General features: G+C 42.8%; 15 protein-coding genes, 1 pseudogene and 1 riboswitch. Of the genes and pseudogenes, 7 read left to right on the top strand and 9 right to left on the bottom strand.

All coding sequences use genetic code 11. The features are described 5' to 3' along the window. Positions 1 to 13: 13 nt before the first annotated feature. Together dnaG and rpsU are read right to left on the bottom strand one after the other, a co-directional pair. Positions 14 to 1,759, bottom strand: a complete 1,746-nt coding sequence (gene dnaG, locus M0M83_RS16420; RefSeq protein ID WP_213913065.1) for a DNA primase — start codon at positions 1,757 to 1,759, stop codon at positions 14 to 16. 170 nt (positions 1,760 to 1,929) lie between these two features. Then, entirely contained in the window at positions 1,930 to 2,145 is a 216-nt protein-coding gene (gene rpsU, locus M0M83_RS16415; RefSeq protein ID WP_001144069.1) for a 30S ribosomal protein S21, read from the bottom strand. Between the two features lie 330 nt (positions 2,146 to 2,475). Between rpsU and tsaD the strand changes: the two genes are divergently transcribed. Beyond that, complete coding sequence (gene tsaD, locus M0M83_RS16410) at positions 2,476 to 3,495, top strand: tRNA (adenosine(37)-N6)-threonylcarbamoyltransferase complex transferase subunit TsaD (RefSeq protein WP_248466977.1); 1,020 nt, start codon at positions 2,476 to 2,478, stop codon at positions 3,493 to 3,495. Positions 3,496 to 3,565: 70 nt separating this feature from the next. Here the strand turns inward: tsaD and M0M83_RS16405 are convergent. Beyond that, a pseudogene (locus M0M83_RS16405) lies at positions 3,566 to 5,098 on the bottom strand (methyl-accepting chemotaxis protein). Between the two features lie 275 nt (positions 5,099 to 5,373). Continuing rightward, positions 5,374 to 6,030, bottom strand: coding sequence for a glycerol-3-phosphate 1-O-acyltransferase PlsY (plsY, locus tag M0M83_RS16400; RefSeq protein ID WP_125890346.1), 657 nt, complete (start codon positions 6,028 to 6,030; stop codon positions 5,374 to 5,376). Positions 6,031 to 6,138: 108 nt separating this feature from the next. Between plsY and folB the strand changes: the two genes are divergently transcribed. Continuing rightward, positions 6,139 to 6,498 carry a bifunctional dihydroneopterin aldolase/7,8-dihydroneopterin epimerase gene (gene folB, locus M0M83_RS16395; protein WP_125890716.1) on the top strand — a complete coding sequence of 120 codons (360 nt, stop codon included), beginning with the start codon at positions 6,139 to 6,141 and terminating at the stop codon, positions 6,496 to 6,498. A 39-nt stretch (positions 6,499 to 6,537) separates the two neighbouring features. Here the strand turns inward: folB and M0M83_RS16390 are convergent, their stop codons facing one another. Both M0M83_RS16390 and M0M83_RS16385 read right to left on the bottom strand, forming a co-directional pair. Next, on the bottom strand, positions 6,538 to 7,764 hold the full coding sequence (locus tag M0M83_RS16390; protein ID WP_248466975.1) for a multifunctional CCA addition/repair protein: 1,227 nt from the start codon (positions 7,762 to 7,764) through the stop codon (positions 6,538 to 6,540). A 14-nt stretch (positions 7,765 to 7,778) separates the two neighbouring features. Beyond that, the gene (locus M0M83_RS16385) at positions 7,779 to 8,393 is read right to left on the bottom strand and encodes a TIGR04211 family SH3 domain-containing protein (protein WP_125890344.1); all 615 of its coding nucleotides are present in this window, start codon (positions 8,391 to 8,393) and stop codon (positions 7,779 to 7,781) included. A 280-nt stretch (positions 8,394 to 8,673) separates the two neighbouring features. On the opposite strand from M0M83_RS16385, the gene M0M83_RS16380 reads away from it, so the two are divergent. The 3 genes from M0M83_RS16380 (at position 8,674) to hldE (ending at position 14,015) form a co-directional block, all read left to right on the top strand. Continuing rightward, positions 8,674 to 9,636 carry an inorganic triphosphatase gene (locus tag M0M83_RS16380; RefSeq protein WP_213913062.1) on the top strand — a complete coding sequence of 321 codons (963 nt, stop codon included), beginning with the start codon at positions 8,674 to 8,676 and terminating at the stop codon, positions 9,634 to 9,636. A 12-nt stretch (positions 9,637 to 9,648) separates the two neighbouring features. Further along, the gene (glnE, locus tag M0M83_RS16375) at positions 9,649 to 12,495 is read left to right on the top strand and encodes a bifunctional [glutamate--ammonia ligase]-adenylyl-L-tyrosine phosphorylase/[glutamate--ammonia-ligase] adenylyltransferase (protein ID WP_248466973.1); all 2,847 of its coding nucleotides are present in this window, start codon (positions 9,649 to 9,651) and stop codon (positions 12,493 to 12,495) included. A gap of 92 nt (positions 12,496 to 12,587) precedes the next feature. Continuing rightward, positions 12,588 to 14,015 (top strand): bifunctional D-glycero-beta-D-manno-heptose-7-phosphate kinase/D-glycero-beta-D-manno-heptose 1-phosphate adenylyltransferase HldE, encoded by a 1,428-nt coding sequence (hldE, locus tag M0M83_RS16370; RefSeq protein ID WP_213913060.1) that lies wholly within the window; start codon positions 12,588 to 12,590, stop codon positions 14,013 to 14,015. A gap of 117 nt (positions 14,016 to 14,132) precedes the next feature. Here the strand turns inward: hldE and ubiK are convergent, their stop codons facing one another. Then, positions 14,133 to 14,399, bottom strand: coding sequence for a ubiquinone biosynthesis accessory factor UbiK (gene ubiK, locus M0M83_RS16365; protein ID WP_125890340.1), 267 nt, complete (start codon positions 14,397 to 14,399; stop codon positions 14,133 to 14,135). Between the two features lie 232 nt (positions 14,400 to 14,631). Beyond that, positions 14,632 to 14,783: riboswitch (FMN riboswitch) on the top strand. 157 nt (positions 14,784 to 14,940) lie between these two features. On the opposite strand from ubiK, the gene ribB reads away from it, so the two are divergent. Both ribB and ygiD read left to right on the top strand, forming a co-directional pair. Then, on the top strand, positions 14,941 to 15,594 hold the full coding sequence (gene ribB / locus M0M83_RS16360; protein ID WP_125890339.1) for a 3,4-dihydroxy-2-butanone-4-phosphate synthase: 654 nt from the start codon (positions 14,941 to 14,943) through the stop codon (positions 15,592 to 15,594). A 238-nt stretch (positions 15,595 to 15,832) separates the two neighbouring features. Then, complete coding sequence (ygiD, locus tag M0M83_RS16355) at positions 15,833 to 16,636, top strand: 4,5-DOPA dioxygenase extradiol (RefSeq protein ID WP_185746825.1); 804 nt, start codon at positions 15,833 to 15,835, stop codon at positions 16,634 to 16,636. 82 nt (positions 16,637 to 16,718) lie between these two features. On the opposite strand, the gene M0M83_RS16350 is transcribed toward ygiD, so the two are convergent. Both M0M83_RS16350 and M0M83_RS16345 read right to left on the bottom strand, forming a co-directional pair. After that, entirely contained in the window at positions 16,719 to 17,882 is a 1,164-nt protein-coding gene (locus M0M83_RS16350) for a glutathionylspermidine synthase family protein (protein ID WP_248466971.1), read from the bottom strand. 6 nt (positions 17,883 to 17,888) lie between these two features. Beyond that, a complete protein-coding gene (locus M0M83_RS16345; protein WP_125890337.1) occupies positions 17,889 to 18,590 on the bottom strand; it encodes a DUF1190 family protein in 702 nt (233 codons plus the stop codon). Positions 18,591 to 18,755 lie beyond the last annotated feature (165 nt).

Below are 18,755 nucleotides of genomic sequence, written 5' to 3'. Positions count from 1 at the left end.
GTTTTGGGTTAGATTATGTTTTCACTCTTGAAAGAGTGATTAAGCGGACTTCTTCGCGCTCTTCTGGGGTCAGCCCTTCAGTTCGTTCTTTTGCTATCAAATAGTCAAAACGTTCGTCGAGTGCGCTATTAAATAGATGGTTTAACGCATCTATAAAGGTATTTTCCGCTATCTCCTCTATTTCTATATCGTTCCATGTTGCGAGTTTTTCAAGCTGTTTCGAAAATTTATTATCACGATAACGCTCTAGCAACTGCCCAGTCGACATTCCGGGGGTAGAACGGCAAACATCAACCAGTTCCTGAAATAGAGAAAGCCCCGGCATTTGAATATGGGCGATCCCCTCTAATGAGGGAACAAGTTCCGAAAAGTTCGGATTCTGTACCAACAGTGCGATAAGTATTCGCATTGTGGTTGGTTTTAATTTGGGCGCCTGATAGTTAACTTGTTCTGTATTCTCTCTATCAATCATAGCAAGAACTTGAGAAATATCCGGTATACCAATAAAATTTCCTAGCTCTTGAGCCATATAAAGGCGCAATGTTTCACCAGGTATTTGTTTAATCAAAGGGATAGCTAATTTACTAAATTTTGCTTTCCCTTCTTGCGTTTTTAAATCCACCTGAGGAACAAGTGAATCAAATAAAAAGGAGGAAAGGGTTTGAGCATCTTTCATGCGTTGCTCAAAAGTCTCTTTGCCTTCTTTACGCACTAATGAATCCGGGTCTTCACCATCAGGTAAAAACATAAAGCGCAATTGGCGACCATCCGTTAGATAGGGAAGTGCTGTTTCCAGTGCCCGCCAAGCCGCTTCTCGGCCTGCGCGGTCGCCATCATAACAACAAATAACTGTATCTGTTGAACGATAAAGTAGCTGAATGTGTTCTGAGGTTGTTGATGTGCCAAGTGAGGCAACCGCATAGCGGATGTCATACTGAGCGAGAGCAACAACGTCCATATAGCCTTCAACTACGAGTAATTTCGCTAATTCACTACTATTTTGTGTTGCTTCATAGAGGCCAAATAATTGACGGCCTTTATGGAAAATATCAGTTTCGGGAGAGTTTAAGTATTTGGGAAGGGCATCCCCTAATACTCGGCCACCGAAGGCAATTACACGACCGCGTCTATCCCGAATTGGGAACATAACACGCTCTCTAAAGCGGTCATAGATTCGGCCATTATCATTTGTCACTAACATGCCTGCATCATCAAGCTGTTTGCGACTTTCTGGGTTTACAGCGAATTTTTTGAGTAAGTTGTCCCAGCCCGCAGGGGCGAAACCAATCGAAAAATGCTCAATAATTTCAGCGCTTAAACCACGTTGGCTTAAATAATCTTTCGCTTTATTAGCCGAAGAATGACTTAAGGCAGCACAGTAAAATTGATTAATTTTTTCCATCAACTGATACAAATTTTGCCGTTGATGAAGTTCTATTTGGCTTGAACCCGTTCCTTTTTCATAAGGGACATCAAGGCCATGCAGTGCAGATAATTCTTCAATAGCTTCGACAAAATCGAGTTTGTCATAATTCATCAAAAAATCGATAGCATTGCCATGAGCACCACAACCAAAACAGTAATAAAACTGTCTTTCACCGTTTACGGTAAAAGAGGGTGTTTTTTCATTATGGAACGGACAACAAGCGTGATGGTTTTTACCCTGTTTTTTTAACGGGACTTTTGCATCGACTAAATCAATGATATCGGTTCTTGCTAACAAATCATTGATAAATGAACGCGGAATTCGTCCAGCCATAAGCCTCTTTTTCGCCTGTTGATGAACGATAATAAGCCGCGCTTCCTTGAGGAAAGCACGGCCTTTAACTGCTTAGCTATTTACTACTACAAAAACTGAGTGACTACGAGAGAAACTAAAATTTTGTATTAGCTATCGTCTGTCATGAATGCAGTTTTCACTGCAAACAACTAGTACAGACGAGTACGGCGTGCGTTTTCGCGAGCCAGTTTCTTAGCGTGACGCTTTACAGCTGATGCTTTAGCGCGTTTGCGTTCAGTCGTTGGTTTTTCATAGAATTCACGACGACGAACTTCAGCTAAAACACCTGCTTTTTCACAGGAACGTTTGAAACGACGCAGTGCAACGTCGAATGGCTCGTTTTCACGTACTTTAATTACCGGCATGTGCCTCTCACCTCAATAGAAATCGGTTTGTTGCTGGTACTGATTCACCAGCCTTCATTTAAAATGGTGCGGAATTTTACTTCAATGAGTACGGGTTTGTAAAGTGCCGTATAAAATTGAATCACACAAGATTACCTGATTTGCAGTTCATTTGATGAAAAAGCAAACAAAACCAGATAATAATGAGAGTTAGCCACACGAAATTTTTTATTACAGGGGACTGATTATAGACTATACAGTCAGGAAAGTCAGCCTTTTGCCAACATTAATTACGCGATTGCACGAAAATAGTGATAGACTTGCGGTTATGCAACAAACAAGGGTAGTGCAATGCGTGTTTTAGGTATCGAAACCTCTTGCGATGAGACGGGTATCGCAATCTATGATGATGAGCGAGGCTTATTAGCCAATCAATTATACAGCCAAATTAAAGTTCATGCAGACTACGGTGGTGTCGTGCCTGAATTGGCCTCGCGTGATCATATTCGTAAAACAGTGCCGTTAATTCAAGCCGCGCTGAAAGAAGCTAATTTAACAAGTCAAGATATCGACGCCGTCGCTTATACTGCGGGCCCCGGTTTGGTGGGGGCTTTAATGGTCGGTGCAACGGTCGGGCGTTCGTTAGCTTTTGCGTGGAATGTTCCTGCTGTGGCTGTTCATCACATGGAAGGCCATTTATTGGCTCCAATGCTAGAAGAGAAAAGCCCTGAATTTCCTTTCGTTGCATTACTGGTTTCTGGTGGACATACCCAGCTTATCAGTGTGACGGGGATTGGTGAGTATGAGCTACTTGGTGAATCCATCGATGACGCAGCAGGTGAAGCGTTTGATAAAACAGCGAAATTATTAGGTTTAGACTACCCTGGCGGCCCTGTGTTATCTCGCATGGCACAGCAGGGGACTGCGGGCCGTTTTGTGTTTACTCGACCAATGACAGACAGGCCAGGGCTTGATTTTAGCTTCTCAGGGTTAAAAACCTTTGCAGCAAATACCATTCGTGAAAATGCGGATGACGACCAAACCCGAGCTGATATTGCGAGAGCCTTTGAAGATGCCGTGGTAGATACGTTGGCCATTAAATGCAAACGCGCTTTAGAACAAACAGGGTTTAAACGCTTGGTGATGGCGGGGGGCGTTAGTGCTAACCGCGCACTTAGAGCAAAAATGGAAGACGTTCTCAAACAGCGTGGCGGTGAGGTTTTTTATGCGCGCCCTGAGTTTTGTACAGATAACGGTGCGATGATTGCTTTAGCGGGGCTTATTCGTCTTAAAGGTGGGTCAACGACAGGGCTTGGCGTGACAGTTCGTCCGCGCTGGCCACTGGCCGAATTACCACCGTTAGAAAAATAATACTGTTGATAAGTTTATGTTGTTTGATAAAAAGGGCTGGATGACAGCCCTTTTGCTTTTCAACTCAATATTAATGTAAAACAACGATAGCATCTTCAAGTCGGCTTGAACGTGCTTTTACCATATTTGATGTCTCTGTGCTTTGCTCTACCAGTAATGTGCTTTGTTGCGTGATGGTTTCGAGCTCACTCACCGCTTGGGTAATATCGGCGATCCCAGCCGCTTGCTCAGAAGTCGCTTGGCTAATATGGGTAATCAATTGCGTGACATTTTGTATTTGCTCGACAATCTCCTTCATGGTGTCCCCTGCCGTATGCACTTGATTTTTCCCTGAATTGACTTTTTTCTCACAATCATTAATTAATTCGCGAATATCATTCACTGCGCTTGCACTGCGGCTTGCTAGGCTGCGAACCTCATTTGCAACAACGGCAAAGCCTTTACCTTGCTCACCCGCACGTGCGGCTTCTACAGCAGCATTTAACGCGAGTATATTAGTTTAAAATGCGATGTCTTTAATCACATCCGTGATGGAATGGATTTTGCTGGTACTACTGACAATTTCATTCATGGTATCGACAACCGCTTCCATCATGGCACCGCCATTTACCGCGGTTTCGCTAGTGGTATTAGAAAGCTGATCAACTTGGATTGTATTATCGGCATTCATTTTTACAGAAACAGCCATTTGGTTCATGGTCGCAACGGTTTGTTGCATATAACCGACAGTTTGCTGAGTATGCGTTTCTAATTCACCGCAATCGGAGACTAAAGATTCACTGCCTTTGCGAACGTTATCAACTTGCTCGGAGACATCTTTGATTAGCCAACGGCAGACGAGTCCAAGTTGCCCTATAGCGCGTAATACTAAGCCAATTTCATCTGTGCGTTGCATATGGTTAACGCTATGTCGATTCCCTCGTGCAATACTAAGCGCTTGTTGGGTAATATTTTCCAATGGTGTGGCGAGCATTTTTTCAAATATCATATTACCGACCAGTAATGTGATAAATGTGCAGATGCTCATGATTAAAAGGGATGCGGTTGGTTGCAAAACAGTGCTTGCCATGATGAGCCAGAGGACAAATAACAGGCTCATGACGAGTCGGATACGTGAACGTGTTGAATATGTTGAAAAGTGAAACGGTATTTTTTTAGAAAGTACAATTCCCTTAAAAATCTTTTGTTTACTTCTATTTTCATTCATTGCGCTATAGAGCGGTTCTACTGTCGCAATTTCTTGGCGTGTTGCACGAGTTCGAATGGACATATAGCCCGTAATAACCCCTTTGCGTTCCACTGGGGTGATATTGGCTCGAACCCAGTAATGGTCACCATTTTTCCGACGATTTTTGACAATACCAGTCCAAGGTTCTCCTTTTTTAAGAGTTGCCCACATGTCGGCAAAAGCTTCTTTGGGCATATCTGGATGGCGGATAATATTGTGTGGACGTGTTAATAATTCATCTAATTCATAACCACTAACTTGGACAAAGAAATCATTAGCATGAACAATGTTTCCTTGCAGATCGCTAGTTGTCATCAATGTGATATTTTCATCTAATACATATTCATTTTGAGTGATATAAGGGGTTCTGCTCATTATAATACCATTATTATTGTTTAGTTTTCCTTTTATATAGTCGACAGCTTTTAAATATTCCTTAGTAATAATTTTGCAATAATTTAACTTTTATTTAAAAGTGTGCGCTAGTTATGGCAAAAATGTAACGCAGCACAAATTGCTACCAGTACAGTTTTAAGTAGGGATATCACGCTGTTGTTATCGATAGGATTTTTTGGGAAACTTTAAACAAGGCAAATAGCATAAAAAAAGAGCTGAAATCAGCTCTTCTTAGGGGAAATTAAAGATAACGATCAGTCATCCTGTTCTTGCTCTTTGGCTTCTTGGGCTATTTCTTTATTGGTTTTTTGTTTTTTATTTTTCAGCTTTTGCCAAATACGGCTTTCTTGGCCGCGCCAAAGGCGTTGTATATTGCCATGATGGCGGACTAACACTAAACAAGACAACATGGCAACAGGGAAGGTGAATTCAGGTTTAAACCACCAAACATAAAAGGGAGCGAGTAAGGCGCTGACAATTGCGCCGAGTGATGAATAACCACTAAGCAATACTGTCAGTAACCATGTCCCTGCGACTAAACCAGAAAGATCCCAACCAATAGCGGCAATTGAACCAAATGCAGTTGCTACCCCTTTCCCGCCTTTGAAACGAAAGAAAATAGGATATATATGCCCAAGACAGGCTGCAATTGCAACAAAGCCAAGATAGAATGGCTGCACATTTAAATAATAAGCAAGCCAAACGGGTATCATCCCTTTTAATACGTCACAAATGAGTACCCCAGCAGCGGCGGCTTTACCGCCTACACGTAATACGTTAGTTGCACCAGGGTTACCAGAGCCGTGTTGACGGGGGTCGGGTAGTCTCGCCAAACGGCAGATCAGTATCGCACTCGAAACTGAGCCACAAAGATAGGCGAAGATTATCATGCCAAGCGCGGTTGCACTCATAGCTAACTCCAAAAACGGTTAAGGCCATAAATTCACTTCAGTCTTGGATAATACGCATATTTTTGCTGAAGTGGTATCAATTCAGTACATAAATGAGAAAATGACGTGATGGATATCGTATTTATTGAGCAATTATCAGTCATCACCACGATCGGTGTATATGACTGGGAACAAGATATTGAACAGAAACTGGTGCTCGATATCGAAATGGGATGGAATAACAAACGCGCGTCTATGAGCGATAATGTAGAATATTGCTTAGATTATGCCAAAGTTAGTCAGGCTATCCTTGCTCATGTTGGGAATAACAAGTTTGGGTTAGTAGAGCGTGTTGCTGAAGAAGTCGCACAACTACTGATGACTCAATTTGCTAGCCCATGGGTTCGAATTAAGGTGGCTAAGCCGGGAGCTGTGGCGCGAGCCAAACAAGTTGGGGTTATTATCGAAAGAGGCGTGAAAAGCGCTTAAATGATGACTGGCGGTGTTTAGCCGCCAGCGTTATGACCATTAGAACATTTGTTGTTGCCAACTAGCAACGGCTTCAATACGTTGCCGCGTAAGTTCTTGCCGGATCTCAGGGCCTTGAAAACCTTGCTCAATAATGGGTTTGACCTCAACGGATTGTGCTATAGAAAAAGCTTGCCTGAAGTACTGTCCCTGTGGATAGGCTTGCTGTTCAAGGCCTAATCGACCTCTTGCATCCGCCTCGCTGATTAAACTGAGTTGCTCAATACGTTCTGGTTTACGCCAGCTATCAAGCCCATCAAAAATCGCAATGAGCTCATTAGCTGGTAATTTATTGATAATATGTATTTTATCATGGTAACGCGCAGCTAGACGGGCTAAGTCACGAGCCGTAGTTGGTACTTTTAATCTTGCGCAGAGAGTTTCTATTAATGGAATACCTGCTTCACCGTGGTTTGGATGGCTCGGCCAAATATCCGGTGGTGTTAGCGCTTTGCCTAAATCATGGCATAAGGCCGCAAAGCGAATATCTACATTATTAGATAGCTCGGCAATCATTTTCATTACCATTAAAGTATGGATACCGGTATCAATTTCAGGGTGCCATTTTTCAGGGGCAGGAACACCAAATAACGCATCAACTTCAGGAAAAAGTACAGCTAAAGCACCACATTGGCGTAAAACATCAAAATACACCTGTGGAGAATTTGATTTCAGCGCTTTTTCGGTTTCTGTCCAAACGCGTTCGGCGGTGAGGTGAGATAATTCCCCTGTTGTGGCCATTTTTTGCATTAATGCTAATGTTTCAGGCGCAATCGTAAAACCTTGTTCAAAGTAGCGAGCGGCAAATCGCGCAACCCGTAAGACCCGTAAAGGATCTTCAGAAAATGCGTCAGACACATGACGTAAAATACGGTTATTGAGATCGTTTACGCCTTGGAATGGGTCAATAATTTCACCTGATCCACTTTGTGCTATCGCGTTAATTGTTAGATCGCGACGTAGCAAATCATCTTCAATAGTAACATCGGGAGCGCTATAGCAGCTAAAGCCAGTATAGCCGGCACCAGTTTTACGTTCTGTGCGGGCTAAAGCGTATTCTTCATGGGTCTTTGGATGTAGGAATACAGGAAAATCCTTTCCAACTTGTTGAAAACCTTGCGATAGCATTGCCTCGGGTGTTGTGCCAACCACCACATAGTCCCTATCTAAAATAGGTAGCCCAAGAAGTTGGTCACGTACAGCCCCCCCCACGAGATAGACTTTCATGTGAATGGCCTCAATTACATCCAACCATCATTACGCTTTTTACGACGTGGAATGATGTGCGGTAAAATCAAACCTAAAATTAAGCCAACACCGGCAACGCCACCACCATACATAAACCATTGTAAAATCAATTCACGACGGCGATCATCTAAGTTGACTTCAGCAATTTCCAGCTTTTTACCTGATTTAATTAGCTCGTTTTTTAATTTTTCATTTTCAGCTTTCAGTTGGCTGACAATATTGTCATTATCAGCGACTTTTTGCTGCATATCTGCGGTTCGTGTATTCCAAGTGTTGTCAATATTATCGAGTTGCTGACGTAGTTTTTGATTTTCCGCTTCAAGTTCTGGAATGCGGGTTTTCATACTGGGTGTATTACTGAGTTGATCTACAGGTAACCAGACCGTTCTACCCTTTTCATCGCGAACTTGTGCAAATTTGTTATCTGTGGAAAGCAGTTCAACCGCTTCCCCGGCATTGAGCGTACCTACAATACGATATTTTGTGCCTGGTCCACTATGAACGTATGTGGATAAATCATCCGAAACATAACGTTTTTCTGCTGCATATGAATTTAAGGAAAGGCCTAGCCCCATGATTGAAATTAATAATAATGGAATTTTTCGCATGGTATTTACAGTCTTTTGATGGTGAATGAGTTTTATATTATTTGAATACTAATGAGTAAAGTGTAAGGGTGCAAACCCTAAACGCAGATGTATTCACACCCAAAAGGAGAATGAGAACTATCCTAACTGTCTAAATTACCCTTATTTTCACTCTATTTTCAATATAACTCACTGAAAGAAATATGACAGGTAGAATTTTTGATTCCTATGCAGTTTCTTTTCTCAGCTTAGCTCGATTGGGGTAATATGAGTGGAGTGAAATAATTAAATAAGGATATGTATGAGCCACGTAGAGGTTGAACTCAAACTTGCTGCTAAGCACTCGGCAATAGAGGCTGTACGACAGTGTCTATCAACATTGTCTCACCAGTACAGCGAACCAACGAAGTTAACCAATATCTACTTTGATACGGCAAATAAGCAGTTACGTCAGTGGGATATGGGCTTACGTATCCGCGGTTGTGATGGTCGTTATGAAATGACAATGAAAACGGCTGGGCAGGCGATAGGCGGCTTACACCAACGGCCTGAATATAATGTTGACATTGATTCACCTGAGCTTGATTTAGCCGCATTACCTGCTGAAATTTGGCCAGAAGGCACTGATGTTTCACAGCTTCAGTCTGAATTAAATATCCTCTTTAGCACCAATTTTACCCGTGAAAAATGGTTAGTGACTTTTGAAGATAGCGAAATAGAAGTGGTTTTTGACCAAGGTGAAATTTCCTCTGGCGCAAAGGATTTGCCTATTCAAGAGTTTGAACTAGAACTAAAAAAAGGCTTTATTGCTGATGTACTCAATTTAGCGAAGAAATTTGCAGATATCGACGGATTACATTTGTCATCACTTAGCAAAGCTGCACGTGGATATTCCTTGCTATCGCTGCCAAAAGAGCCATTAACTTGTCCAGACTCGCTGTTTGACTACGAAGAGCTGCCCTTAGAAAAGTCATTAATGCATATGCAATTACTTTGCCAGCAGCATGAAGCTTACTGGTTAGAAAATGGAAGTAATGCGCGCCAAGGTTTCAGTGAGTTTTTACGTTTTGTTCAGGCATTTTTAGTGCATTACCAAAATTCAGCGCCTCATTTTATTCATGATACTCCGCTAGAACAATTACGCACAAACATTGCTGATGAATCCATGAGTGCAGAGGATTTTTGCTATAGCAGCCAGTGGTTAAAATGTAAATTAGCCTTTATCCAATGGTTAAGTGCTTTAACCTATCAAGAAGCCCATTAAGGTATTGATAATATGCATGCTTTTCCTGACGTATTGCAAAGCCAAGGTGAACGTGTTTTAAACCGAATTACGGAACAAGTTCACGAGTTATTGCCGTTAAGTGAACAAGAAATTCAGGTGCTGTCTTTCAGCGATTTTGCACTCAAGCAAGTACTCGCACACCCACAGTTTTTACTTGAAATTCGTTCTCAGCCACCGAAAGCTGATGAATGGAAAAGTTATGCATCATGGTTATCACAAAATTTGTCGTTAGTTAACAATGAAGAACATTTGATGCGAGTATTGCGCATCTTTCGCCACCATATGTTAGTGCGCTGTGCATGGATGCAAGTGTTAGAAATAAGCACGCAAAAAGAAACGATTTATCAGCTCAGCATATTGGCGGAGACCTTGGTTGTTGCGGCGCGAGATTGGTTGTATCAAGAATATAGTCAGTCATGGGGAACCCCTTGTAATGCAGAAGGAAAACCGCAGCCGCTATTGGTTTTAGGGATGGGAAAGTTAGGGGGCAGAGAGCTTAATTTTTCATCAGATATTGACCTAATTTTTGTTTATCCAGAAAACGGGGTTACCCAAGGTGGTCGAAAAGAGTTAGATAATGCGCAATTTTTTACGCGTTTAGGGCAAAAGTTGATCCGTGTACTTGATCAAGTGACAGAGAATGGTTTTGTTTACCGGGTTGATATGCGCTTACGGCCATTTGGTGATAGCGGGCCGTTAGTTTTTAGTTTTTCCGCACTTGAAGACTATTACCAAGAACAAGGGCGTGATTGGGAACGTTATGCGATGGTTAAAGCTCGCATTATGGGTGCAGATAGCCTGCATTATGAGGCGTGTTTGCGAAAACTTTTGCGTCCTTTCGTTTATCGTCGCTATATCGACTTTAGCGTGATCCAATCTTTGCGCAACATGAAAAATATGATTGAGCGGGAAGTCCGGCGTCGTGGTTTGGTAAATAATATCAAATTAGGGGCTGGAGGTATTCGTGAAGTTGAATTTGTTTCACAGGTTTTTCAGTTAATTCGAGGGGGGCGAGAACCTGTTTTACAGTCGCAATCCTTATTTTCAACATTACAAGGGATCCGAGAACTTGCATTATTAACGGAAGAACAAGTGAATATCCTGCAAGATGGCTACCTTTTCTTGCGTAGAGTCGAAAATTTACTGCAAAGTATCGATGACCAACAGACACAAACACTCCCTGACGATAGTTTAAACCAAACGCGCTTAGCGTGGGGAATGAGCTTTGCGGATTGGCCCGCATTTTATCTGGTTTTGAGCCAGAAAATGGCCGCGGTGCATCAAATATTCACTGAGCAAATAGGCAAGGAAGATGATAGTGAGAACACTGATGCATTCGATGAAATTTATATCACGCTATGGCAAAGTGAATTATCGAAAGAAGAATTAGCCACTTACTTACCCTCTAAAAATGAAGATATTGCCCAACGCATTATTCACGGCATAGTGATGTTCCGTCATGATCTTAATAAACGCACCATTGGCCCTCGTGGACGGGATGTTCTTGATGAATTAATGCCTAAATTATTGGCAAAAGTCGGTGAACGTGATGATGCAGGCCAAGTCATTGAGCGTATCACCCCCCTGTTATTGAGCATTGTTAGCCGTACAACTTATCTCGAGTTAATGCTCGAATTTGACGAGGTTTTAACTCACGTTATTCGCTTGTGTGCAGCGTCACCTATGATAGCGGAGCAGCTAGCGCGCCACCCATTGTTATTAGATGAATTGCTCGACCCTCAATCATTATACCAGCCGCTACCACTAACGGCTTACCGCGATGAACTGCGCCAATATTTAATGCGGGTTCCTGAAGATGACGAAGAGCAGCAACTTGAAGCCTTACGTCAATTTAAACAAGCCCAATTGTTGCGCATCGCCGCCGAAGATATTTCGGGGGTTTTACCTGTAATGAAGGTCAGTGACCATCTGACTTACCTTGCTGAAGCGATTATTGATGCAGTGGTACACCAAGCGTGGCAAAAAATGGCAAAACGCTACGGAGAGCCCTCACATCTAGAACTAAATGATAAAAAACAATATGGTTTTGCAGTGTTAGGTTATGGAAAGCTAGGTGGCTGGGAATTGGGTTATAGTTCGGATTTAGACCTCGTTTTTCTCTTCGATTGTCCTTTAGATGTCGTCACCAATGGCGAACGTTCCATTGATGCTCGCCAATTTTATTTGCGTGTCGCTCAGCGCATTATCCATTTGTTTAGTACTCGAACCCCTTCTGGTGTGTTGTATGAAGTTGATGCGCGACTTAGGCCTTCCGGTGAGTCAGGAATGTTAGTCAGTACAATACAATCATTTGATGACTACCAAAAAAACGATGCTTGGACATGGGAACATCAGGCGCTAATTCGAGCCCGAATGGTGTTTGGTGATGAGGATTTACAACGGAAATTTATACACACTCGCCACGAAACTTTGTGTATGCCAAGAGAACCTCAAACTCTGCAGCAGCAAGTGCGCGATATGCGGTTAAAAATGCATCAGCACTTAGGAAGCCATCAAGCCAATGTGTTCGACTTAAAAGCTGATCCAGGCGGGATCACTGATATTGAATTTATCGCGCAATACTTAGTGTTGCGTTTCGCTTCAGAAAACAATGTGTTAACACGTTGGTCTGATAATGTGCGTATTTTCGAACTAATGACGCAATATGGTTTCATGCCTGAAGATGAGGCGAATGCTTTAACTCAAGCGTATGTCACGATGCGTAATGAACTCCATCACTTAGCATTACAATCGTTGCCAAGCCGCGTTGAAATAAACCAATTTACTCAACAACGTGAACAAGTTTTAGCAAGTTGGCAAAAATGGCTTGAAGGATAAAGAACAAACGCATTTTATTTAGCTAAACAGCGCAATATGCTAGTATTGTTGCTAATTATTATCAGATTTCCTTTTTAAGACTGGAGTGCAGGATGAAAGTAACTCTTCCGGATTATAAACAAGCCGGTGTGCTGGTGGTTGGTGATGTGATGTTAGACCGTTATTGGCATGGTCCTGCAAACCGAATTTCCCCAGAAGCCCCTGTTCCGGTCGTTAAAGTCACGATGGTAGAAGAGCGTCCCGGTGGTGCAGCTAACGTCGCGATGAATATTGCTTCATTAGGGGCAAACTCCCGCCTTGTGGGGTTAACTGGGATTGACGACGCGGCAAAAGCTCTAACTGAAAATTTAAATGCGGTGCAGGTGCGGTGTGATTTTGTCGCTATTCCAACCCATCCAACGATTACTAAATTACGTGTACTTTCTCGCAATCAGCAACTTATTCGTCTTGATTTTGAAGAAGGTTTTGAAAACGTGGATGTAGCCCCCGTACTGGAGCGCATAGAACAAGCACTGCCACACATTGGCGCACTAGTGCTGTCTGATTACGCAAAAGGGGCGTTAACTCATGTTGAAAAGATGATAGCGCTCGCGAACAAGGCCAATGTTCCCGTTTTGATTGACCCGAAAGGAAACAATTTTGAACGTTACCGCGGGGCAACATTATTGACGCCAAATATGTCTGAGTTTGAAGCGATTGTTGGGCCATGTAAAAACAACCAAGACGTTGAAGAAAAAGGCATGAAGCTGCTTCATTCATTGGAGCTTAAAGCCCTGTTAATTACGCGTTCAGAGCAAGGTATGAGCCTGATCCGCCGTGATGAAGCCCCATTGCATTTACCGACTCAGGCACAAGAAGTGTTTGACGTGACGGGGGCAGGGGATACGGTCATTGGTGTTCTCGCTGCCTCTATTGCATCTGGCCGCCCATTACATGAAGCCTGTGCACTAGCTAATGCCGCAGCAGGCGTGGTGGTGGGCAAATTAGGGACTTCAACAGTTTCGCCTATTGAATTAGAAAACGCTATTCGTGGCCGTGCTGACACTGGTTTTGGTGTTATGACGGAAAGTGAATTAAAACAAGCGGTTGAGAATGCAAGACTGCGCGGTGAACGTGTGGTGATGACGAATGGTTGTTTTGATATTCTCCATGCAGGGCATGTGTCGTATTTAGCTAACGCGCGTAAATTGGGTGACCGCCTAATTGTGGCGGTCAATAGCGATGCATCGACGCGCCGCTTAAAGGGGGAAACACGTCCAGTCAACCCATTAGAACAGCGAATGACCGTACTCGGAGCGCTAGGATCCGTTGATTGGGTCGTCGCTTTTGAAGAAGACACTCCGCAACGCTTAATCGCAGAAGTTCTGCCAGACATCTTAGTTAAAGGGGGGGATTACCGCCCTGAAGAGATAGCGGGCAGCGCTGAAGTGTGGGCTGCTGGAGGCGAAGTTAAAGTCCTTAACTTTGAAGATGGTATTTCTACAACCAATATCATTAAAAATATTATGAAAACGAGTTAATTTATCATTATTAATTAATTAATTAATTAGTTAGTTAAAAACCTCACGTGCGTATGTAAAAACGCCGTGAGGTTTTTATTTATCTAAAATTAAAGTGGGGGCACTTTTTCAATTTAATTACTCAGCCGTTTTTTCTTCTACATCTAAATGGGCTTCAAGTGCGCTAACGCGTTGTTCCATCTTCGCTAATTTTTCACGGGTGCGTAATAAGACTTGAGTTTGAATATCAAATTCTTCACGGCTGACTAAGTCTAATTTACCGAGTTGTGATTGTAATAGTGAACGCAGTTTTTTATCAAAATCTTCACCTAAATCACGCACACCTTGTGGTAAAGCGCCTTGAATTTGGCGGGCAACTTGTTCAATTTTTTTCGGATCGAGCATTTCGCGGGTCCTTAAGTTTATCAAAATATTGTTGTGAATTGTTGGGACTAGTTTAATACCTCTTGCTGCCTTGCGCTAGCTTGAATTATTTAGGGAGAGGTTTAGAACCGATAGTGAAATTAACCTTGATAACGCTAAGTTTTTATTCATGTTTTTTGGCTAAAAGTGTGAGTCGTTCGCCAATTTTGATTATCATCGTTGCGAACTTGAATTATTGGCGTTATATTAATTGCGTATATCTCAGGGCGGGGTGAAAGTCCCCACCGGCGGTAAACATGCATCACGCATGAAGCCCGCGAGCGCTTTACCATTCTGTGGTAAAGGTCAGCAGACCCAGTGTGAATCTGGGGCCGACGGTTATAGTCCGGATGGGAGAGAATTAACAGTATCTGCATGTTTGTGCTGTTACGCACAATAGTGTTCTGCATACCTGAATAGGTAAATGCCTCTTATTGGCTATTTATATATTCCCCATTTCTCGTATTCCTAAGACTGCCTTGATTCTGGTAACTAGTTAATAACTATTTAAGAGGTTTTTACCATGGATCATTCGCTACTTTCTGTATTCGGTAACCCTATCGAACGTGTTGAAAATGCTATCGAGGCTTTACGCCAAGGTAAAGGTGTTCTTGTTCTTGATGATGAAGATCGTGAGAACGAAGGCGATTTAATTTTTGCAGCAGAAACCATGACCGCTGAACAAATGGCATTTACCATTCGCTATAGCAGTGGGATCGTCTGTCTTTGTATCACTGAAGAGCGTCGTAAGTTGCTCGAATTACCGATGATGGTGGAAAATAACACCAGCCAAAACCAAACAGGTTTCACGGTAACTATCGAGGCCGCAAAAGGGGTTACAACGGGCGTTTCTGCCGCAGATCGTATTACCACTATTCGTGCTGCAATCGCAGACAACGCCGTTCCAGCCGACCTAAATCATCCAGGCCACGTTTTCCCATTACGTGGGCGTGATGGCGGGGTATTAGCGCGTCGTGGCCACACTGAAGCGTCTATCGACCTTGCAACTCTAGCGGGTTTTAAACCTGCCGGTGTGCTGTGTGAGTTAACCAATGATGATGGTTCTATGGCTCGCACCCCTGAAGTGGCTGCGTTTGGTAAGCAACATGGTTTGACTGTGGTGACGATTGAAGACTTAGTTCAGTATCGTCTGTTGCAGGAAAAGAAAGCGAGCTGATCCTCTTAGAGGAAGAGCTCTAGATAGAGGTTTTGATAAGTTTAAATATTAATAAGCTAAGTTATTTAAATTATTAATAGTACGTTAAGCATATAGAATATCTTGAAGGCCACTGAGTTGCACACCTCGTGGCCTTTTCAATTTTTTTGATGATCATACTCATAATTAGCTCACTGTGTTTTTTGCTGAAAAGCGTATGCTGTGGGGAGAAACTAATTGAGTTGGAGTTTAAATCATCATGTCGGTAAATACTTCAGTGGTAAAAAATAAGCTTCCTGCCATTTTTATTGGCCATGGTAGCCCTATGAATGCGATTGAGGATAATCCTTACACTCAAGCATGGGAGAAACTGGGTAAAATCTTACCTCGGCCAACTGCGATTTTGGTGATTTCAGCCCACTGGTATACGCGTGGCACTGCTGTGACTTCGATGTTAAAACCCAAAACTATTCATGATTTTGGCGGTTTCCCCGAAGCTTTGTATCAAATCGAATATCCAGCTCCTGGTTCTCCTGAATTAGCTCAGCAAGTTGCTTCATTATTAGCTCCTGAGCCCATTTATCTTGATGAACAAGAGTGGGGGTTAGACCATGGTACATGGGAGATCTTAGTGCGTATGTATCCAGAAGCCGATATCCCTGTGATCCAGCTGAGTATCGATGGTAGTAAACCTGCTACTTGGCTCTACGATCTCGGGAAAAAGTTATCGGTTCTACGAGAGGAAGGTGTACTAATTATGGGTAGCGGCAACGTGGTACACAATCTGCGGGCGATGAATTGGCAAAATGCTCATGCCGAGCCGTATCCATGGGCAATATCTTTTGAGAAGTTTGTGTATGACAATCTGCAAAGTCATGAAATTCCCCATCCGCTGACTAAAGGATTGGAACGGGAGGATGGGAAATTATCGAATCCATCACCAGAACATTACTTGCCTATTTTGCCTATTTTAGGGACGTGGGATGGGCGAGAAGAGATCAGCACACCGATTGAAGGAATTGTGTCGGCGTCGTTAAGTATGTTGTCTATTCAGGTAGGATAAACTTTTCGGCAATAGAATTGATTGATAAAAAAGCCCAAATCATATTGCTATGTTTGGGCTGAGCTTTTAATTTTAAATACGATTAATCGATGATCGTATGTGGATAAAAGCGTGATAAGTCTTGAGTGATCAGTTCTTTATCTTCACGAATACAGATCCCTGCAGGTTGATCATTCACCAACCAGCTTCCGACTAAGGTGTAGCTACCTTCAAACTGTGGAAGTGGATGGAATTGTTGAATAATCATGCCTTCTTCGCCGTATGGACCATCAGCCGCTGCAATTTCCTTACCATTTTCGATGATACGGATATTGGCACCTTCACGAGAAAATAGTGGCTTAATAACGTATTTTTCGAGTTCTGGCTGGGTTTTGCCATCAGCGAAATAAGCAGGCAGTAAATTTGGGTGATCAGGGAACATTTCCCATAACATCGGCAATAAGGCCTTGTTAGAAATGATACTTTTCCATGCAGGCTCTAACCAGCGCACGCCAGCGTCTTGCAATTTGGTCGAGAAAATTTCTCTTAGCATAAATTCCCATGGATACAATTTGAACAGGTTACTAATCACCTGATCCTGAGTATCCGAAAACTCGCCTTTTTCACCTAAACCAATTTCATCGATATATAAGAATTCAGTGGCAACCCCCGCTTCATTAGCACAATCTTGTAAATATTGAACGGTACCGCGATCTTCTTCTGTGTCACGGCAACAAGACATATGCAGCAAGCGGAAGCCATACTGATCTTTTAATTGCGTAAAGCGCTCGATCAGCTGCTCTTGAATACTATTAAACTGATCGGCATTTTCAGGTAATTTCCCTGCTTCAATTTGATCTTCTAACCAGATCCATTGGAAAAATGCAGACTCATACAATGAAGTTGGAGTATCCGCGTTATTTTCTAAAAGCTTAGGGGGGTTAATACCATCGTAAGCAAGGTCAAGCCTAGAATATAACGAAGGTTGCTCGCTTTTCCATGAACTGCGAACAAACTCCCAACAATGTTTAGGGATCTGAAAACGCGCCATTAACTCATCGCTTTCAACAACACGTTCAACCACTTTTAGGCACATTTGATGCAACTGCTCGGTTGCATCTTCGATTTCTTCAATTTGTGCCATCGTGAATTGGTAATACGCGTCTTCTGACCAATAAGGCTCACCATACATAGTGTGAAATTCAAAGCCAAACTCAGAAGCTTTTTCGCGCCAGTTTGGGCGCTCTACTATAGGAACTCGTTTCATTACTTATCAACCACCCATCGAACGGGAAGAAGTTGATTTTGCAGAAGAAGATGAACGTTGTGCCATCGCTTGTTTATTGACGGTGTCACCAAAACCGCCACGAGTCACGGTTGAAGTTGTTGGTGGCTTAGGTGCCATGGCGGTTTTTGGTACGCTCATTGAACGACCACCTGCAACAGCAGGACCATAGCTTTTACCTGAAGCGTCAACAAATTTACCGTTGGCTGGGCTCGCTGGGTTTTTCGAGCTGAATAATGGTTGTGATGCAGCGCTACCGCCCATCATACGGCCCATCATATAACCCATCATTAATGGCATCCACATACTACCGCCACTGCTTTGTGCTTGGGCGGTTTGTTCACCATTTGTTGAGCTAGTGCCTGCAAGGCCCGCTTGAGCAGGGGCTTGAGTACACATAGATTCACCAAACTCAGCAATACAGTCAGCCTGAGTTTCATATTTAGGTGCAGTTTTAGCGGCTTCTTGTAGTGCATTATTGTAAGCGACGGTGCACTGTTCGGCTTGTGATGGGTTCGCTTGGCTACAATCTTGCGCGTTGGTGTACAGTGATACAGTTTCATCGCTTTCTTCACAAGCGGAAAGCATAAATACGGCACTGACCGCGACAGCCACAGGCGCTAAACGGTATGAACGCCAAGACTTACGGAAGGCGCTCTGATTAATATCTTTGGTACGCTTCATGGTCATGGTAATTACCCTGAATTTAATTAAGTAAGATGTTTTTAGATGTTAGCTCTAGGATAGGGGATAACCGCTGAAAATTAAAGCAGAAATATAGGAGAAATGGGTTGAATTTATCATTTTGATAACTTTCTGCTATTTTTTTCTAATTAGCATGGTATTTATTGAAGA

Source organism: Providencia rettgeri, assembly GCF_023205015.1.
GTDB lineage: Bacteria > Pseudomonadota > Gammaproteobacteria > Enterobacterales > Enterobacteriaceae > Providencia > Providencia rettgeri_E.
The sequence above is the reverse complement of the archived record's forward strand: the minus strand, read 5'-3'. Positions and strand labels throughout refer to the sequence as shown.

Coding starts and splice junctions, on each gene's coding strand:
- glnE (WP_248466973.1), top strand. CDS start 9,649: ATGCATGCTTTTCCTGACGTATTGCAAAGCCAAGGTGAACGTGTTTTA.
- dnaG (WP_213913065.1), bottom strand. CDS start 1,759: ATGGCTGGACGAATTCCGCGTTCATTTATCAATGATTTGTTAGCAAGA.
- M0M83_RS16345 (WP_125890337.1), bottom strand. CDS start 18,590: ATGACCATGAAGCGTACCAAAGATATTAATCAGAGCGCCTTCCGTAAG.
- folB (WP_125890716.1), top strand. CDS start 6,139: ATGGATATCGTATTTATTGAGCAATTATCAGTCATCACCACGATCGGT.
- rpsU (WP_001144069.1), bottom strand. CDS start 2,145: ATGCCGGTAATTAAAGTACGTGAAAACGAGCCATTCGACGTTGCACTG.
- ygiD (WP_185746825.1), top strand. CDS start 15,833: ATGTCGGTAAATACTTCAGTGGTAAAAAATAAGCTTCCTGCCATTTTT.
- M0M83_RS16385 (WP_125890344.1), bottom strand. CDS start 8,393: ATGCGAAAAATTCCATTATTATTAATTTCAATCATGGGGCTAGGCCTT.
- ribB (WP_125890339.1), top strand. CDS start 14,941: ATGGATCATTCGCTACTTTCTGTATTCGGTAACCCTATCGAACGTGTT.
- plsY (WP_125890346.1), bottom strand. CDS start 6,030: ATGAGTGCAACCGCGCTTGGCATGATAATCTTCGCCTATCTTTGTGGC.
- tsaD (WP_248466977.1), top strand. CDS start 2,476: ATGCGTGTTTTAGGTATCGAAACCTCTTGCGATGAGACGGGTATCGCA.
- ubiK (WP_125890340.1), bottom strand. CDS start 14,399: ATGCTCGATCCGAAAAAAATTGAACAAGTTGCCCGCCAAATTCAAGGC.
- hldE (WP_213913060.1), top strand. CDS start 12,588: ATGAAAGTAACTCTTCCGGATTATAAACAAGCCGGTGTGCTGGTGGTT.
- M0M83_RS16390 (WP_248466975.1), bottom strand. CDS start 7,764: ATGAAAGTCTATCTCGTGGGGGGGGCTGTACGTGACCAACTTCTTGGG.
- M0M83_RS16380 (WP_213913062.1), top strand. CDS start 8,674: ATGAGCCACGTAGAGGTTGAACTCAAACTTGCTGCTAAGCACTCGGCA.
- M0M83_RS16350 (WP_248466971.1), bottom strand. CDS start 17,882: ATGAAACGAGTTCCTATAGTAGAGCGCCCAAACTGGCGCGAAAAAGCT.